The following is a 16,517-nucleotide window of genomic DNA, read 5'->3' as shown; positions in this document are numbered from 1 at the left end:
CTTGGACTCTTTTCCCGCCTTCTTCCCCCTCGCCGGCCGCACGGTGGTGATCGCCGGCTCCGGCGAGGGCGCCGACAACAAGGCGCGCCTGTTCGACGGCTCGCCCGCCACGCTGGTCCGCCTGGACGGCCACGCCGCCTTCCTGCCGGGATCCTATAGCGGCGCGGTCCTGGCCTTCATCTCCAGCGACGACGAGGTCTTTGTTCAGGCCGCCGCCGCCGCCGCGCGAGCGGCCCGTGTCCTGGTCAATGTGGTCGACAAGCCGGCGCTGTGCGACTTCAACACCCCGGCCGTGATCGACCGGGGCGAGGTTGTGGCGGCGGTCGGCACCGGCGGCTCGGCCCCGGTTCTGGCGACCATGTTGCGTAACGATATCGAGACCCAGGTCCCCGAAGGCGCCGGCCGCGTGGCGGCCCTGTTGCGGCGTTTCCAGGACGAGGTGCGCAAGACGCTTCCCGCCCTGCACGAACGCCGCGCCTTCCTGCGCGACGCTGTGGCCGGCGAGGCCGCCCAGGCGGCGATGGCGGGCGATATGGAAACCGCCGGCCGGCTGTTTCGCGAGGCCCTGGCCAAGGGTTCGGCGCGGCACGGCCGGGTGCGCTTCATCGCCGGCAAGGGGCCCTCCGACCTGCTGACCCTGCGCGCCGTCCGGGCCCTGTCGGCGGCCGACGACCTGGTCGCCGACCCCGACGTGGATCCTCAGATCCTGACCATGGCCCGCCGGGACGCCCACCGCCTGACGCCCGAGGAGGCCGGGGCGGACCGCCTGATCCAGCTGGCCCGCGAGGGTCGTCAGGTCATTCGCCTGATCACCGGACCCGTCGAGCCCTCGACCATTCAGGCCCTGGCCGCGGCCGGGGTGATGGTCGAGGTGCTGCTGTCGGCCCCGCCGGCCTAGTTCCCCGCCAGCCTAATCCCCCGACCGCCTAATCCAGCGACCGGCCCTTGGTCTCCGGCAGCAGGAACAGGGTGGTCAGGACGCTGATCAGGGTGAAGACCACCGGATACCAGAGGCCCGCATAGATATTGCCCACAGCCGTGACGATGGCGAAGGCGAAGAACGGCACGAAGCCGCCAACCCAGCCGGTGCCGATATGATAGGGCAGCGACAGGGCGGTGTAGCGCACCCGGGTGGGGAACAGCTCGACCAGACAGGCGGCGAGCGGCCCAAACAGCGCTGTGGCGGCAATCACGAACACGAACAGGACGCCGAACATCCCCAGCTTGTTCATCCGGGCCGGATCCGCCTTGGCCGGATAGCCGGCCGCCGTCAGGGCGTCCTTGATGGCGGTCTCGGTGGCGGTCTTCAAGGCCTTGGTCTCGGGCTTGGACAGGCCCTTGGCGCTGGGTGAGATCACCTCGATCGCGCCCACCCGCATCACGGCCCGGGCCCCGGCCGGCGCCGTCTTGTTGGCGTAGGAGACCCCGGCATTGGCCAGGGCGCTCTTGACGATGTCGCAGGACGATACGAAAGCGGCCTTGCCGACCGGGTCAAATTGCAGGGCGCAATCCTTGGGGTCTGCCACGACCACGACAGGTGATTTTGCCGAAGCCTCGGCCAGGGCGGGATTGGCCGCCCGCTCCATCAGGTGAAAGCCCGGGAAGTAGAAGGCCAGGGCCAGGGTCATGCCGGCCAGCATCACCGGCTTGCGACCCACCCTGTCCGACAGGGCCCCGAACACGACATAGAAGACCGCGCTGACCGCCGTGGCGGTCATCATCAGGCCATTGATGGTGACCGGATCGACCTTGAGGAACTTCTCCATGAAGGTCTGGCTGTAGAAGAAGGCCGTGTACCAGACCGCGCCCTGGGCGCACATCATCGACAGGAAGGCCAGGATCACCAGCTTCATGTTCTTCCACTGGCCGAAGGCTTCCGCGTAGGGCGCCTTTGAGGCTTCGCCCTCTTCCTTCATCTTGGCGAAGGCCGGGCTTTCGGTGAGCTTCAGGCGCATCCAGACCGAGACCCCCAACAGGCCGATCGAGACCGCGAACGGAATGCGCCAACCCCAGGCGTCGAACGCCTCCAGGCCCACGGCGGCGCGGGTTCCCATAATCACCAGCAGGGCGCCGAACAGGCCGAACGCCGCCGAGGTCTGCACCCAGGAGGTCGACCAGCCGCGCCGGTTGGGCGGCGAGTGCTCGGCGACATAGATGGCCGCGCCGCCATATTCGCCGCCCAGGGCGAAGCCCTGCACGCAGCGCAGGATGATCAGCAGGATCGGCGCGATGATGCCGGCCTGCTCATAGGTCGGCAGAAAGGCGATGGCGAAGGTGGCGCCGCCCATCAGCAGAACGGTGGCCAGGAAGGCGCCCTTGCGACCCGCCTGATCGCCGATCTTGCCGAACACCAGGGCGCCGATCGGCCGGAAGGCGAAGCCGACGCCGAACAGCGCCAGGGCGGCGATATAGCCGGCCGAATCGCTGAGGCCGGTGAAAAAGGTCTTGGAAATGACCTGGGCCAGGCTGCCGAAGATGAAGAAGTCGTACCATTCGAACGCCGTGCCGGCCGACGAGGCCGCCACCACGGTGCGCATCGACGCGGCCTCTTTCTGGGTCGTCTGGTCAGTCATTCTTTCCCCCGGGGACGCTGTCGCGCGCTCTTGAGCGCCTGCTTTAGCGCGGTTCGACGGCGGGGGAAACTCAGGCGACGGCGGTCTGCGAAATCTGCGGACGGGCGGCAAGACGCAGAATTTCGGCGATCAGGGCCGTCGGCGAGATGGGTTTGGCCACGACGCCGTCCATGCCGGCGGCGCTGTAGGCGGTGCGCTGATGCGCCATGACATTGGCGGTCAGGGCGATGATCGGCGTCACGCTCGCCGGACCGGCCAGCGCCCGAATTCGGCGCGCGGCTTCAAGACCGTCCATGCCGGGCATCTGCACGTCCATCAGCACCAGATCAAAGCCCCCGGCGCGCGCCATATCGACGCCCGAAAAGCCATCCTCGGCCGTGTGAACCACGGCGCCCAGCTGTTCGAGAATCCGTGACGCGACCAGGCGGTTGGTGGCGTTGTCCTCGACCAGCAGAATTCGCAGGCCGGCCAGGACATTGGCGATGTCCGTATCCACCCTTGCCGGCGTCGCGGCGCCAGGGGCGGCGATGATCAGGGTGAAGCATGACCCCACCCCGGGTTCCGACTGAAACCCAACGGCGCCGCCCAGCATCTCGGCCAGCCGCCGGGTGATCGCCAGACCCAGGCCAGAACCGCCGAACCGCCGGGTGGTGCTGGCGTCGCCCTGTTCGAAGCGCTCGAATAGACGGGCCTGAATCTCGCACGGCACGCCCACGCCGGTGTCGATGACGTCAAAGGCGATCTGCTCGCCGACCCGGCGAAGCCGAACGGTGACCGACCCCTTGAGCGTGAACTTCACGGCATTGCCGATCAGGTTGAACAGGGCCTGGCGCAGCCGGGTGGGATCGGTCTCGATCCAGCCCAGGTCGGGCGCGTCGAGGGTCAGGGTCAGACCCTTTTGTTGGGCCTGGCGCGCCATCAGTCCGGCGACGTCGCTGAGCAGGGCGCGGGGATCCACCGGCTCGCGATGGATATCCAGACGCCCCGCCTCGATACGGGAAATGTCGATCACATCGTCCAGCAGGGTCGACAGCATCTGACCGCACGCCAGGGCTTCATGCAGCAGTCCGGCGGCGTCGCCCGGCAGGTTTTGGCCTTCCAGCAGATGCATCACGCCCAGCACGCCGTTCATCGGGGTGCGAATCTCATGGCTCATATTGGCCAGGAACTGGGCCTTGGCCTCGCTGGCCGCCTGGGCGATGCGTTCAGCCTCAACCAGGGCCAGTTCGGCGCGCTTCTTTTCGTCAATATCCAGAACCATGCCGAAGGCCTTGCGGGCCTTTCCGTTGGCGTCGCGGCGAACGTCGTGGAAAATCCGCATCCAGCGCATTTCACCGGCGGCGTTGGTCATGCGGGTCTCGATTTCCAGAGGGCCCGGGCTGCCGGCGCTCCGCCAGGCCGCCGCCGCTTCCTGGATATTCGACAAGTCCTCCGGCGGGACCATCGACCACAGGCCGTGCTCGACATCGGCATAGGTAATGCGCCGGCCCGCGATGCGGTGGAATTCGGGGGACCCCCAGAAGGCGCGGTCGGTATGATCGATCTCGTAGACGCCGGCCCGGGCCGCGCCGAGCGCGATCTTCAGCCGCCGGGCATTGGCGCGCGCCTCGCGCCGCGCCTCGGCCAGGGCCGTAACGTCGTCCATGTAGGTGATGACGCCGACGATGTCGCCGGCCGCATTGCGCCAGGGTCGGGCCTCCCAGCGCAGGGTGTGCTCCTCGCCGTCCGCGTCGCGCAGGCGGTCCTCGCGCCGTACGACGATCTCGCCGGACAGCGCCCGCGTTACCGCCGAAACGAACCGGCGCCGGCCCCCCTCGGTCAGTTCGCGCAGGGACTTGCCGATCACCCCGGCTTCGGTCGCCTTGAAGATCTCGAGAAAGCGGGGGCTCACAACCCGCAGCCGAAGATCCTGGTCATAGACCGCCACCGCGAAGGGCGCTTCCTCGACCAGTTGCTGCGCACGCCGCTCACCCCACAGCGCGGCGTCCCGGCTGCTCACCAGGTCGGTGATATTTTGCGAAATGCCCCGCAGGGCGAACCGTCCGTCGGCCAGGGGTTCGCCGCGGAAGGTGGCGCGCAGCGTGACCCACTGGTCGTCTCCAACTCTCAGCCGGTACTCGATGGTTCCCGACCCACCTTCGATGACGGCCGCGTTGAAGGCCGCCATCACCGCGTCGCGCTGATCGTCGGCCAGCCGCGCCGCGAACAGGGGTCGGGTGGCCAGATCCGCGGGCGACAGGCCCGTGGCCGACAGGGCGTCAGGCGCCCAGTCAATGACGCCCGTCGTCGGATCATAGCTCCAGACGCCGACTCCGGCCGCCTCGGCCAGCATTTCCCGGGTCCGGGTCGCCGCCACCTCGGCGGATATGTCATGCAGGGTGCCGACCATCTCGCCGCCGGGGCCGCGGTGCGAGCGTCCCTCCAGCCAGATCGAGTCGCCGGTCTTGCACAGCACCCGCAGGCGATTGACCGCAAAGCCGGACTCGATGAGCCGCAGGCCGGTGTCGATCAGCTCGGCCTGGCTCTCGGCGTGGACGAACTTGCTGCAGGGCTGGCCGACAAGGTCCTGGACCGACCAGCCCGTCAGGGCGGTCCAGGCGGGATTGACGACCAGGAAGCGCCCGTCAGCCGAAACCACAGCGAACAGGTCCTTGGCGTGGGCGAAGAACCAGGGCGCGGCTTCCGCCTCGCCGAACGGCGCGGTCGCGAGCGGGGTCTCGTCGGAAGACGGAGATTGGGTCATCAGGGATCCGGAAGCTGGAGCCGTGATCGTGAGGGGCAAGGGTAAACTTATGGTTGGCGAAGCATACCAATGTTCGCCGATTTTGATCTTCCAGAGGCTGGGCCTCAGATCTCCGCCCACTGGCGCAGCAGGTTGTGATAGGTCCCGGTCAGGCTGAGGATCGACGGGTCGTCGGCGCCGACCGCCCCGGCCAGGCGCTGGATGGCGATGTCCATGTCCAGCAACAGCGATCGGCGGGCGTCCTCGCGCACCAGGCTCTGGATCCAGAAGAAGCTGGCGGTGCGAACCCCGCGCGTCACCGGCGTCACATAATGCAGGCTGGAGGCGGGATAGAGGATCAGGTCGCCGGCCTTCAGCTTGACCGCATGGCTGCCATACAGGTCGTCGACCACCAGCTCGCCGCCGTCATAGTCCTCGGGATCGGCCAGAAACAGGGTGGCCGAAAGGTCGGTGCGCAGGCGCTGGCCGGTGACCGGGTCGCGGCGGATCGCATTGTCGATGTGGCTGTCGAAGCCCATGCCCTCGCCATAGCGATTGAACATCGGCGACAGGATGGTCTGGGGCAGGGCCGCGGAGACGAACAGGCGGTTGCCCTCCAGCGCCTGGCGGATGATCGCGCCCACGGTCCGCGCGGCCTCGCCCTCCTGCGGCAGCTGCTCGTTGTTCTTGGCCATGGCGGCCTGGAAGCCTGAGGTCATATTGCCGTCGACCCAGGGCGCGGCGTCCAGGATCGCCCGGCACTGCGCCACCTGATCGGCGGTCAGGACTTCAGGAATCTGCAGCATCATGATCGGACATCCACGACGGAAAAGCTAAGACGCCCTGTCCGGCGGGGGGAGCGTCGGACAGGGCGGACGTCAAGATCGGGACGGGAGGCGTCTCAGTACTTGACGTTGACCTTGACCAGCGCCGTGCGGCCCTCGGCGATCTGCACCATGTGGGTGGCATAGGGCTTCACCGCATAGCGCTCGTCGCTGAGGTTCTGCAGGTTCAGCTGCAGATCGACCGTATCATTGACCTGCCAGCCGACCATCGCGTCATAGCGCCAGTAGTCCGGCACCGAATAGGTGTTGGCCGCATTGGCATAGCGCTTGGACATGTAGGACGCCCCGCCGCCGACGGTGATCGCCGGGGTGATGCGATAGCTGGTCCAGCCGCTGAAGGCGTGCTTGGGCGTGTTGGGGAACATCTTGCCGTTGCTGGTCGAGGCCACGCCCGACGAGAAGCCGCCGTCGCGAACCTCGCTGTCGGTGTAGGTGTAGCCCGCCGTCACGCTCCAGGCCTGCGTGATCTGGCCGCCGGCGCCCAGCTCGACGCCCTGGACGCGAGAATTGCCGACCAGGTTGATGACTCCATCCGCGTCCGTCACCCGGGCGTTGGTCTTGTCGGTGCGGAAAACCGCTGCGGTCAGGTTCAGACGACCGCCCAGGGTGTCCCACTTGCCGCCGACCTCGTAGCTGTCGTTCTGCTCGGGATCGAGATTGACGGTGGATGTGGCCACCGAAGAGCTGTCGCCGGCGCCTTCGCCCGAGGGGTTGGACGAGCTGCCATAGGAAACATAGAGGCTGGCGTTCTCGACCGGCTTGTAAACGAGGCCCGCCTGATAGTTCCAGAAGCTGGACTGGTTGCGCAGCGGCGCGATCAGCGTGGTGGCGCCCGAACTGCTGCTATAGCTCAGCCCGCTATAGCGGTTGGTGTAGTCGTCGTAACGGACGCCCAGATTCAGCATCCAGTGCGGATTGAACTCGATGGTGTCGAAGGCGAACAGGGCCTTGGTCGTCACCCGGGTTTCGGTGAAGCCCGGCGAGCGGGTGATCGTTCCGATCCAGGCCTCATTGGGATTGGGATTGTCCAGACGGGTGCAGTTGTTGCCGTAGAGCGCGCCCAGGCGGCTGTCGCTGCTGCAGGCCAGATTTGTAGAGCTGTAGGCGCCGCTGACGATCGTGCCGGTGGTCAGGCCCGGGCCGGCCAGCAGATAGCCCTGGCTGTGCGTGAATTCTTCGGCCCATTCCGTGCCCAGGGCCAGGCTGTGCTTGAGACCGCCCGTGGCGAACTCGCCGGTCAGGGTGTTGGCGTTGGCCGTGGTGGTGGTCAGGGTGTTGCGGTTCTTGGTGCCGCGGAACAGATAGCCGTTGGCGACATTGCCGCGGCTGTCATCGGGATTGGTGACGACATAGGCGTTGGTCGTGCGGCCATAGCGGACGGCGGTCGAGAACTTCCACGTCCCGCCCAGATCCTGCTGGAAGCGCAGGGTCGAGATATCGGCGCTGGTGTCGCGGAAGTCGCGGTTGGTCAGGCCGTAGAAGGCGTCGTCATGGCCGGTCAGCGGCGTCCCGTACGCCACGCCGTTCACGGTGGTGCGGCTATAGGGAATGCCGTAGTCCGGCAGCTCGCTGGTCTCGAGGTGATAATAGTCCAGCGTCAGGCGGCTGGGGCCGGTCAGGCCGATGGCGACCGATCCGGCCACGCCCCAGCGATCGCCGTTGACGGCGTCGCGGCCATTGACCTCGTTCTCGTGATAAAGGCCGTTCAGGCGCACGGCGATCGTGTCGGAGACCTGCTCGTTGACGTCCAGGGTCACCCGACGCGTCTGGTTGTCGCCCACGGTCAGCGAAGCGGTCTTGAAGTCGCCGGTCCGCGCCACCTTGGACACCAGATTGACGCTGCCGCCGGTCGAGCCGCGGCCGGTATAGGCCGAGGCCGGACCCTTGATGATCTCGATCTGCTCCAGATCGAAGACCTCGCGCGACTGGCCGCCGGCGTCGCGGATGCCGTCGACGAAGATGTCCGAGGTCGAGTCCATACCGCGGATGCGCGGACGGTCGCCGGACGGCGCGCCGCCCTCGCCGGATTCCAGGGTGATGCCCGGCACGGTGCGGAAGGCGTCGGCCAGGCTGCTGATCGCCTGCTGGTTCAGGGCGTCCGAGGTGATGATGTTGACCGACTTGGGCGTGTCGAGCAGCGGCTTGGTGAACTTGCCAGACTGCGGACGCACCTTGCGCTGGCCGGTCACATCCACGCCCGACACCTCGGTGCTGTCGGCCGGGACGCTGGCGGCCGTCGCCATGGCGGCGTCGGCTTCGGGCGCGGCCTGGGCCAGACCCGCGCCGAGAGTGAGACCGGCCAGACCGGCGACGGCGGCGGCGCTCAAGGCGCGACGCGGGCGGCTGACGACGCCGGTGGAGTTGTGATGACGCATAACTGATCCTGATCCCCAGTGGGGCGGCGACTTCGCGCCCCTTCTGATATTGCGAGGCGTTCTTATCGGGACCGTAATCAGGACGCAATGATAATCATTCTCAATAATGGCGAGAATGATCGGACATCGCAGCCCTTGCCCCCTACGGACCGCTTCGCGGTCGTCTTCCCCCAGAGGGGGAAGATGAAACGCGCCGACCTCATCTTCCCCCTCTGGGGGAGGACGACCTGCGAAGCAGGTCAGGAGGGGGCCCGCGGCGTCGGCCGTGAAGACCGTCCCCCGCACTCGACGGGCCGGAGCCTCCCGTGTAGCCTCCAGGCTGTCCGTGCGACTGGCGATCAGAGGGAGCACCCTCGGGAAGCGCGGGCCACAGCCAGCCGTTCGCCTGGGCGCCTCACCTCTCGATGCGGAGCCGCGCCCATGCCTGACGCCAAGACCTGGACTGCCTTCAGCCTCATCTGTCTGGGCATGGCCCTGACCCCGGGGCCCAACATGCTGTATCTGGTCAGCCGCTCGATCTGCCAGGGGCCGCTGGCCGGGATCGTGTCGCTGGTCGGCACGGCGGCGGGCTTCATCGTCTATCTGCTGTGCGCGGCCCTGGGCATCACCGCCCTGCTGATGGCCGCCCCCATCGCCTATGACGTGCTGCGGTTCGGCGGGGCCCTGTATCTGCTGTGGCTGGCCTGGTCGGCGATCAAACCCGGCGCCGCCTCGCCGTTCGAGGTGCGCCAGCTGCCCCAGGATCCGCCGGCCAAGCTGATGGCCATGGGCCTGCTGACCAACCTGCTCAATCCCAAGGCGGCGATGCTGTACCTGTCCCTGCTGCCGCAGTTCATCGACCCGCATCGCGGCGCGGTGCTGGGTCAGTCCCTGGCGCTGGGCGGCAGCCAGATCGTCATCAGCCTGACCATCAACGGCCTGATCTGCCTGGGCGCCGGCTCGATCGCCGCCTTCCTGGCCACCCGGCCCAGCTTCGCCATCGTCCAGCGCTGGCTGATGGCCACGGTGCTGGGCGGCCTGGCGATCCGCATGGCGACCGAGGCGCGGCGCTAGACCCTCCCTCACCCGCTCATCCCGGCGCAAGCCGGGACCCAAGCGGGGTTGGCCAGTGTGGACTTGGCGCGTAAGGACGGGCTCGGCTTGGGTCCCCGCTGTCGCGGGGATAAGCGGCTGTAGGGTTAGCCATGACGTCCTCTTTCATGCGTGTCCTGTCCGGCCTCGCCGCCGCCCTCGCCGTCACCGGCGCAGCCCAGGCGGCCAGTCCGCCGGCCTGCGCCATCCCCCCAACGGTCACCCTGGCCCCGGCCGAGATCCCGCCCGCCGACCAGATCCACCCCGACGTGCCGATCGCCGCCTATCTTCTGGCCCTGTTCTGGTCGCCCGAGGCCTGCCGCTCGGGCATCCATGAATCCGACAAGACCATCCAGTGCGACACCAACAGCTTCGGCTTCACCGTCCACGGCCTGTGGCCCAACGGCCCTGACAAGGTCCATCCGCGCTATTGCAAGCCCAGCCCGCCGATCCCGGAAAAGACCGTGCGGGCCAATCTGTGCATGACCCCCTCGCCCTGGCTGCTGCAGCACGAGTGGCAGGCCCACGGCACCTGCGACTGGGCGACGCCCGAGGCCTATTTCAGGAAAGCCCGCGCCGTGCGCGCCGGCCTCAACGTCCCCGACCTCACCCCCGGCCCCGGCGACGTGATGACCGCCGGCCAGGTCCGCGACGCCTTCCTGAGCCGCAATCGCCGCCTGACCCGCGAAGGCCTCAATGTCCGGGTCAACAAGGACAACCGCCTGACCGAGGTCTGGGTGTGCCTGGACCTGAAGTTCAAGCCTGCCGCCTGCCGGGGCGGCAACGGGACGCCCGACCGGGTGACCATCCGAGTGGCGCCCAAGCGGTAGGACGGGCCCAGCGCCCCCTCCGTCACGTCGCCTATCGGCCCCGCTGCGCAGGGGAGGAAAATCCTGTTTCTCCTCACCCGTGAAACGGGGGAGGTGGCGCGCTGCGGATACGCAGCGTGTCGGAGGGGGCGTTCTGAGCCTGCCATAAAGACACGGGTTCGCAGCCTCGCCGATTTTCACCGGCGAGATTGGGGAGGCGGCGGAGCGTCCGGGCCAGGCCCGGATGAGTAGAGTTGGAGTACCGTTTCGGCCGGGGCCGGAGCGCTCCGCGTGATCGTTGTTCAGGAGCATCGCCGGGATTGGCGGGGTGTTAATCCGCTCCGGTAGCTAGGCCCCCGGCGGGCGGAAGGGACAGCGACCCCTCCGGACCGCGCGGGCGATTTCAGCCCGCGCCTGGTGCGTTCCGTACGGGCGTCGGCGAAGGGAGTTCCCGGCGGTCCGGGCCTGGCCTCGACACGGGACGGTCCTCGAGGGGTGTCCACGCTCAGCCAGACCCCGCCGGGCCTTCGACGACGGCCGACGGGCGCTTCCCGCTCGACCACCCCCACCCCCCGTCAGGTCGCCAGCTGGACGGCCTCCCCAGGAGCGGGGCAAGGAGAAGTATGCGGCCGTTCTGGAGGGTGATGCGTCGATTTTCCATCGTGACGCTGGCTCGGGCGGTTAGGGCGTTGAATTTGTTGGGGTCGAGGAGCGCGAACGCCCGTGCGAGGACGGGGATTGACGGCCCTTCCTCTGAAACCCTCTCTCTTTGAGAGAGGGAGGGGCCCGCCGCGTAGCGATGGGAGGGTGAGAGGTTACACCCTCACCGAACGGAGCGCCGAGCGGGTGGCGGGGCTATGGTTCTGGTCATTGTTCTGACGGCGGGCGTTTGCAGTCTTGTCCCACGACCCGGGCAGGGTCTGAGGCGTTGAGAGCGCTCAACGGCAGGACTCGAGGTTTTCCGGTTGGCGGTGAAACCTCTCACCCTCCCACCGCCTGCGGCGGCGGGCCCCTCCCTCTCTCTAAGAGAGAGGGTTTCGCGAGCGCGTCCGGCCTCCCTCCGCGCGGGCAGAGCCCTCCTTACATCTCACGGCGAGACGATCGCCGAGGCGTACAGGTCTCTCCGCCGACACCGGTCTGCGACCGGCCGCGCCGCGGCGACCCGGAGGGCCGTCCTTGACAGACCTGTACGCCTCGGCACGCTGCAGCCTCCAAGAGATGTAAGGATCGCACCGACCCTGGAGGTCGGCGGGCGACCGGTTGTGGCTTCAATCCAGCCCTACGCCAGTGGGCCGCGCCTCATTCAGGACTTGCACCGCCTTCTTGCGCAGAAGCTTCCATTTGGGCTTATGGAAAAGCTCTTCCTCGGGCTGGCGATCGCCGTTCTCGCCGTCCCACTCGTTCATCCCCTGCAGAAACTCGCGAAGCGCTTCGGCCAAACGCGGAGCGCGCGCGAGATGCAGCGACGCCTCCTTGATCATCTCTTCAGCATCCAAATCGCCGAATACCTGCTCGATCATCTCGTCCGGCGCGGTCACGGATGTTTCAACCGTCTCCCCGTTCAACCAAGCTCGCCGGAGGACGTCTTCGTCCGCGATGAGCTGCGCATAGCCCAGCATCTGCGGCAGCCAAACCTGTTTGAAATCGATCATGCAGGCAGGCTAACCGACCTTAGCGTGGACGGCCATCCGCCCTGCGTCCTTCGAGGCGCGCTCAGGAGCGCGCACCTCAGGATGAGGTGTTCAGAACCACAGAGCTCCTCATCCTGAGGCGCCCGCGCAGCGGGCCTCGAAGGACGCACAGCGCCTGAGGCCCAAACGCAAAACGGGCGGCCCCTTTCGGAGCCGCCCGCCTGCGATCTTTCCGGAAAAGCCGGACTGAAGCGGCTTACGCCTCTTCGGTCGCGCCTTCCTTCTTGGTCAGGTCTTCGCCGGTTTCCTGGTCGACAACCTTCATCGACAGCTTGGTCTTGCCGCGATCGTCGAAGCCGAGAAGCTTGACCTTGACGATCTGGCCTTCCTTCAGCACGTCCGACGGCTTGGCGACGCGTTCGTTGCTGATCTGGCTGACGTGGACGAGGCCGTCCTTGGCGCCGAAGAAGTTCACGAAGGCGCCGAAATCGACGACCTTGACGACCTTGCCGTCATAGATCGCGCCGACTTCCGCTTCTTGCGTGATCGACTTGATCCAGTCGATGGCGGCCTTGATCTTGGCGCCGTCCGAGGCCGAAACCTTGACCGTGCCTTCGTCGTTGATGTCGACCTTGGCGCCGGTGGTGGCGACGATCTCGCGGATCACCTTGCCGCCGGTGCCGATCACTTCCCGGATCTTGTCGGTCGGGATGGTGATGGTTTCGATCTTCGGCGCGTAGTCGCCGACTTCTTCACGCGGCGCATCCATCGCCTTGTTCATCTCGCCGAGGATGTGCTCGCGGCCGCCCTTAGCCTGGGCCAGCGCTTGCTTCATGATCTCTTCGGTGATGCCGGCGATCTTGATGTCCATCTGCAGCGAGGTGAGACCCTCGCTGGTGCCGGCCACCTTGAAGTCCATGTCGCCCAGGTGATCTTCGTCGCCCAGGATGTCGGACAGAACGGCGAAGCCGTCCTTTTCGAGGATCAGGCCCATGGCGATGCCCGAGACCGGACGGATCAACGGAACGCCCGCGTCCATCATGGCCAGCGAGGAGCCGCAGACCGTGGCCATCGAGGACGAGCCGTTCGACTCGGTGATCTCGGAGACCAGGCGGATGGTGTAGGGGAAGTCTTCCTTGGCCGGCAGCATCGGGCGCAGGGCGCGCCAGGCCAGCTTGCCGTGGCCGATTTCGCGGCGGCCGGGGCTGCCCATCCGACCGGTTTCACCGACCGAGAAGGGAGGGAAGTTGTAGTGCAGCAGGAAGGCTTCCTTGTAGGTGCCTTCCAGGGCGTCGATGAACTGCTCGTCGTCGCCGGTGCCCAGGGTGGCGACCACGATGGCTTGGGTTTCGCCGCGGGTGAACAGGGCCGAGCCGTGGGTGCGCGGCAGGATGCCGACTTCACCCAGGATCGGACGCACCTTGTCGACCGTGCGGCCGTCGATGCGGATGCCGGTGTCGAGGATGGAGCGACGGACGATGTCGGCTTCCAGTTCCTTGAACACCGAACCCAGCTTCAGCGGGTCGATGCCGGCCGGATTGGTGTCGCTCTTGGCGAACTTTTCCGTGGCCTTGGCCTTGGCGGCCGACAGGGCCGCGACGCGGTCGCCCTTGGCGCGGATGGTGTAGGCTTCGGCCAGGTCCTTGCCGACGGCCTTCTTCACTTCGGCCTTCAGGGCGTCGGTGTCTTCCGGCTGGAAGTCGAAGGGTTCCTTGGCGGCGTGTTCGGCCAGTTCGATGATGCCGTCGATGACAGCCTGCATCGCCTTGTGGGCGAAGGTGACGCCGCCCAGGACGATCTCTTCCGAGAGCTCCTGGATTTCCGATTCGACCATCATCACGGCGTCGGCGGTGCCGGCCACGACCAGGTCCATCTTGCTGTCCTTCATCTCGTCGAGAGTCGGGTTCAGCACGTATTCTTCGTTGATGTAGCCGACGCGCGCGCCGCCGATCGGGCCCATGAACGGGGCGCCCGAAATGACCAGGGCGGCCGAGGCGGCGACCATGGCGACGATGTCGGGATCATTTTCGAGGTCGTGTTGCAGCACGGTGCAGACGACCTGGACTTCGTTCTTGAAGCCCTTGACGAACAGCGGGCGGATCGGACGGTCGATCAGGCGGGAAACCAGGGTTTCCTTTTCCGACGGACGACCTTCGCGCTTGAAGAAGCCGCCCGGGATCTTGCCCGCGGCGTAGGTCTTCTCGATGTAGTTGACGGTCAGGGGGAAGAAGTCCTGGCCGGGCTTGGCTTTCTTGGCGAACACGGCGGTGGCCAGGACGACGGTTTCGCCCATGGTGGCCAGAACGGCGCCGTCAGCCTGACGGGCGATGCGACCGGTTTCGAGGACCAGGCTCTTGCCGCCCCACTCGATCGTCTTGCGCATGATTTCGAACATTTTTGCTTCTTTCGGTTCCGAAGGACCCATTTCCTTCAGGACGGACAGGGGCGGGCGGCCGAATGGCGGTCCCGAGTATTCCTCATCCAGTTCGACAGGCGTCCGGGGATCGTGATCTCCGGCTTACGTGTTCGGAGCCGCATGAGGCGGATCCGCAGCAACCCTGGTTTCGGCCTGTCTTGAAACCAAGGCCTCTAAACTTTGTCGCGTGACGGGCGTCGAAACCGGAATCCACTTTCGCCAGATCCCACTTCCAACTGTCACGCTCCAGAAAAGCGTTCGGCCGCCCCGCGTGAGCGAGGCGGCCGACTGCGCCAAAACTAGCGGCGCAGACCCAGCTTTTCGATGAGGACCGTGTAACGGCTCACATCGGACTTCTTCAGGTGGTCGAGGAGGCTGCGACGCTGGGAAACCATCATCAACAGACCACGACGGCTGTGGTTGTCCTTCTTGTGGGTCTTGAAGTGCTCGGTCAGGTTGGCGATCCGTTCAGACAGGATCGCAACCTGGACTTCGGCGCTGCCGGTGTCACCCTCAGAGCGGGCGTGTTCGGCGATAAGAGCGGTCTTGCGCTCGGCAGTGATCGACATCGGTGTGTCTCCGCTCAGGTGAGTTGAAAGACCCGCACCGGATTGAGCCGTCCGGCGCGCATCTCGCACAGGGCCACCAGCCTCTCTCCCACCATGGCCGAAACGGTGCGATCGCCGGGCGTGAGCTCGGCTTTCAGCGTTTCAACCTGCCTTGGGAGCAGAACGATGGCGCGTCCCTGCGCAAGCCGGAAGGCGTCTTCATCAGTCACGGCCAGCGCCGGGATGTCGTCCAGCGCGGTCTCGACCGGAAGTAATGCCTCCGACAGGCGGGCCTCATAGCTCAAATTCTCGAAAGTTTCCAGCGCTATCGCCGTTTCCTCGGTGAACTGGCCCACCCGCGTGCGGCGAAGCTGATCCACATGGCCGCAGGTTCCCAGGGCGGCGGCCAGGTCGCGGACCACGGCGCGGACATAGGTGCCCTTGCCGCATTCCATCTCCAGCACGACGTGATCAAGGTCTGGGGTCTCCAGCACCCGAAGGGCATAGATATTGACCTTGCGGGTCTTCAACTCGAACTCGACGCCTTCCCGGGCCAGGTCATAGGCGCGCTCGCCGTCGACCTTGATGGCCGAATAGTTGGGCGGGATCTGATCGACCTCGCCGATGAAGGCCGGCAGGGCGGCCTCGACCTGCTCGCGGCTGGGGCGCACATCGCTGGTTCCGGTGGTCTCGCCTTCGCGGTCCAGCGTCGTCGTGTCGCGGCCCCACTGGATGGTGAAGCGATAGGCCTTGTCGGCGTCGACCAGGAACGGAACGGTCTTGGTCGCCTCGCCCAGGGCGATGGGCAGGATGCCGGTGGCCAGCGGGTCCAGCGTGCCGGCGTGACCGGCCTTCTGGGCGTTGAACGCCCGGCGCACGCGGGTGACGGCGCTGGTCGAGTTCAGGTCATAGGGCTTGTCCAGGCACAGCCAGCCCGAGACAGCGTCGCCCTTCTTGCGGCGGGCCACGGTCAATCGTCCCCGTCGTCGACCACATCGGAGAGGCGGCGCAGGTCCTGCTGCACCACCGGATTGTCGAACAGGCGGTTCATCTCGGCGGCCGAGTTGAAGCTCTCATCGTGGATGAACTTCAGGTCGGGCGTGAACTTCATGTCGATGGTCTTGCCCAGCCGGCCGCGCAGGAACTTGGCCACGCGGTTGAGGCCGGCCACCACCACCTCGGGGCTGCCCAGCTGCACGGCGATACGCGAGGGCGAGGAGGCTTCGCGGTCGATCTTGGGCGCGACACCCGCCCCCAGCGGCTCGACGAAACAGACGGCGTGGCGCAGGTCCGGGGTCATCCGCACCTCGGTGACGGTCACCGAGATATTGATCAGGGCCGGATCCTGCAGATCCTCCTCGCGGAGGATCTCGACCAGGGCGTGGCGGACCAGCTCGCCGGCCCGCAGCTGGCGTTGCGACGGGCCGGTGGGCGCCGCCTTGGGAGACTTGTCGGTATGGCGCTTCATGGCGCGGCGTCCTTACAGCCCGGCCGGCGGATCGAACACCGGAGCGCGGGGGAAAATCA

At 66.8% G+C, this 16,517-nt stretch carries 12 protein-coding genes and 1 riboswitch; of the genes, 3 read left to right on the top strand and 9 right to left on the bottom strand.

Annotated features, from left to right (window positions below; genetic code table 11):
- Position 1 precedes the first annotated feature (1 nt).
- On the top strand, positions 2 to 898 hold the full coding sequence (locus ACW18B_RS03870) for an NAD(P)-dependent oxidoreductase (RefSeq protein ID WP_492049705.1): 897 nt from the start codon (positions 2 to 4) through the stop codon (positions 896 to 898).
- Between the two features lie 28 nt (positions 899 to 926).
- On the opposite strand, the gene ACW18B_RS03865 is transcribed toward ACW18B_RS03870, so the two are convergent.
- From ACW18B_RS03865 to ACW18B_RS03850, 4 genes are all read right to left on the bottom strand, one after another.
- On the bottom strand, positions 927 to 2,573 hold the full coding sequence (locus tag ACW18B_RS03865) for an MFS transporter (RefSeq protein WP_492049703.1): 1,647 nt from the start codon (positions 2,571 to 2,573) through the stop codon (positions 927 to 929).
- 70 nt (positions 2,574 to 2,643) lie between these two features.
- Positions 2,644 to 5,316 carry a PAS domain-containing hybrid sensor histidine kinase/response regulator gene (locus ACW18B_RS03860; RefSeq protein WP_492049702.1) on the bottom strand — a complete coding sequence of 891 codons (2,673 nt, stop codon included), beginning with the start codon at positions 5,314 to 5,316 and terminating at the stop codon, positions 2,644 to 2,646.
- Positions 5,317 to 5,420: 104 nt separating this feature from the next.
- Positions 5,421 to 6,104, bottom strand: coding sequence for a Fe2+-dependent dioxygenase (locus ACW18B_RS03855; RefSeq protein WP_492049700.1), 684 nt, complete (start codon positions 6,102 to 6,104; stop codon positions 5,421 to 5,423).
- Between the two features lie 92 nt (positions 6,105 to 6,196).
- Positions 6,197 to 8,515, bottom strand: a complete 2,319-nt coding sequence (locus ACW18B_RS03850; RefSeq protein ID WP_492049698.1) for a TonB-dependent receptor — start codon at positions 8,513 to 8,515, stop codon at positions 6,197 to 6,199.
- A gap of 317 nt (positions 8,516 to 8,832) precedes the next feature.
- Positions 8,833 to 8,913: riboswitch (ZMP/ZTP riboswitch) on the top strand.
- 22 nt (positions 8,914 to 8,935) lie between these two features.
- On the opposite strand from ACW18B_RS03850, the gene ACW18B_RS03845 reads away from it, so the two are divergent.
- Together ACW18B_RS03845 and ACW18B_RS03840 are read left to right on the top strand one after the other, a co-directional pair.
- Complete coding sequence (locus ACW18B_RS03845) at positions 8,936 to 9,568, top strand: LysE family translocator (protein ID WP_492049696.1); 633 nt, start codon at positions 8,936 to 8,938, stop codon at positions 9,566 to 9,568.
- A 131-nt stretch (positions 9,569 to 9,699) separates the two neighbouring features.
- Entirely contained in the window at positions 9,700 to 10,416 is a 717-nt protein-coding gene (locus ACW18B_RS03840) for a ribonuclease T2 (RefSeq protein ID WP_492049695.1), read from the top strand.
- Positions 10,417 to 11,663: 1,247 nt separating this feature from the next.
- Here the strand turns inward: ACW18B_RS03840 and ACW18B_RS03835 are convergent.
- The 5 genes from ACW18B_RS03835 to rbfA all read right to left on the bottom strand — a co-directional run bounded on the left by ACW18B_RS03835 (position 11,664) and on the right by rbfA (position 16,458).
- Positions 11,664 to 12,047, bottom strand: a complete 384-nt coding sequence (locus ACW18B_RS03835) for a hypothetical protein (RefSeq protein ID WP_492049693.1) — start codon at positions 12,045 to 12,047, stop codon at positions 11,664 to 11,666.
- Between the two features lie 235 nt (positions 12,048 to 12,282).
- The gene (pnp, locus tag ACW18B_RS03830; protein ID WP_492049691.1) at positions 12,283 to 14,421 is read right to left on the bottom strand and encodes a polyribonucleotide nucleotidyltransferase; all 2,139 of its coding nucleotides are present in this window, start codon (positions 14,419 to 14,421) and stop codon (positions 12,283 to 12,285) included.
- Between the two features lie 320 nt (positions 14,422 to 14,741).
- A complete protein-coding gene (rpsO, locus tag ACW18B_RS03825; RefSeq protein WP_492049689.1) occupies positions 14,742 to 15,011 on the bottom strand; it encodes a 30S ribosomal protein S15 in 270 nt (89 codons plus the stop codon).
- Positions 15,012 to 15,025: 14 nt separating this feature from the next.
- Positions 15,026 to 15,958, bottom strand: a complete 933-nt coding sequence (gene truB, locus ACW18B_RS03820) for a tRNA pseudouridine(55) synthase TruB (protein WP_492049687.1) — start codon at positions 15,956 to 15,958, stop codon at positions 15,026 to 15,028.
- A 2-nt stretch (positions 15,959 to 15,960) separates the two neighbouring features.
- Entirely contained in the window at positions 15,961 to 16,458 is a 498-nt protein-coding gene (rbfA, locus tag ACW18B_RS03815; protein WP_492049685.1) for a 30S ribosome-binding factor RbfA, read from the bottom strand.
- Positions 16,459 to 16,517: the final 59 nt, after the last annotated feature.

The sequence above is a fragment of the Caulobacter sp. FV2ps19 genome, from assembly GCF_058681035.1.
This window is presented reverse-complemented; position numbering and strand designations above follow the sequence as displayed.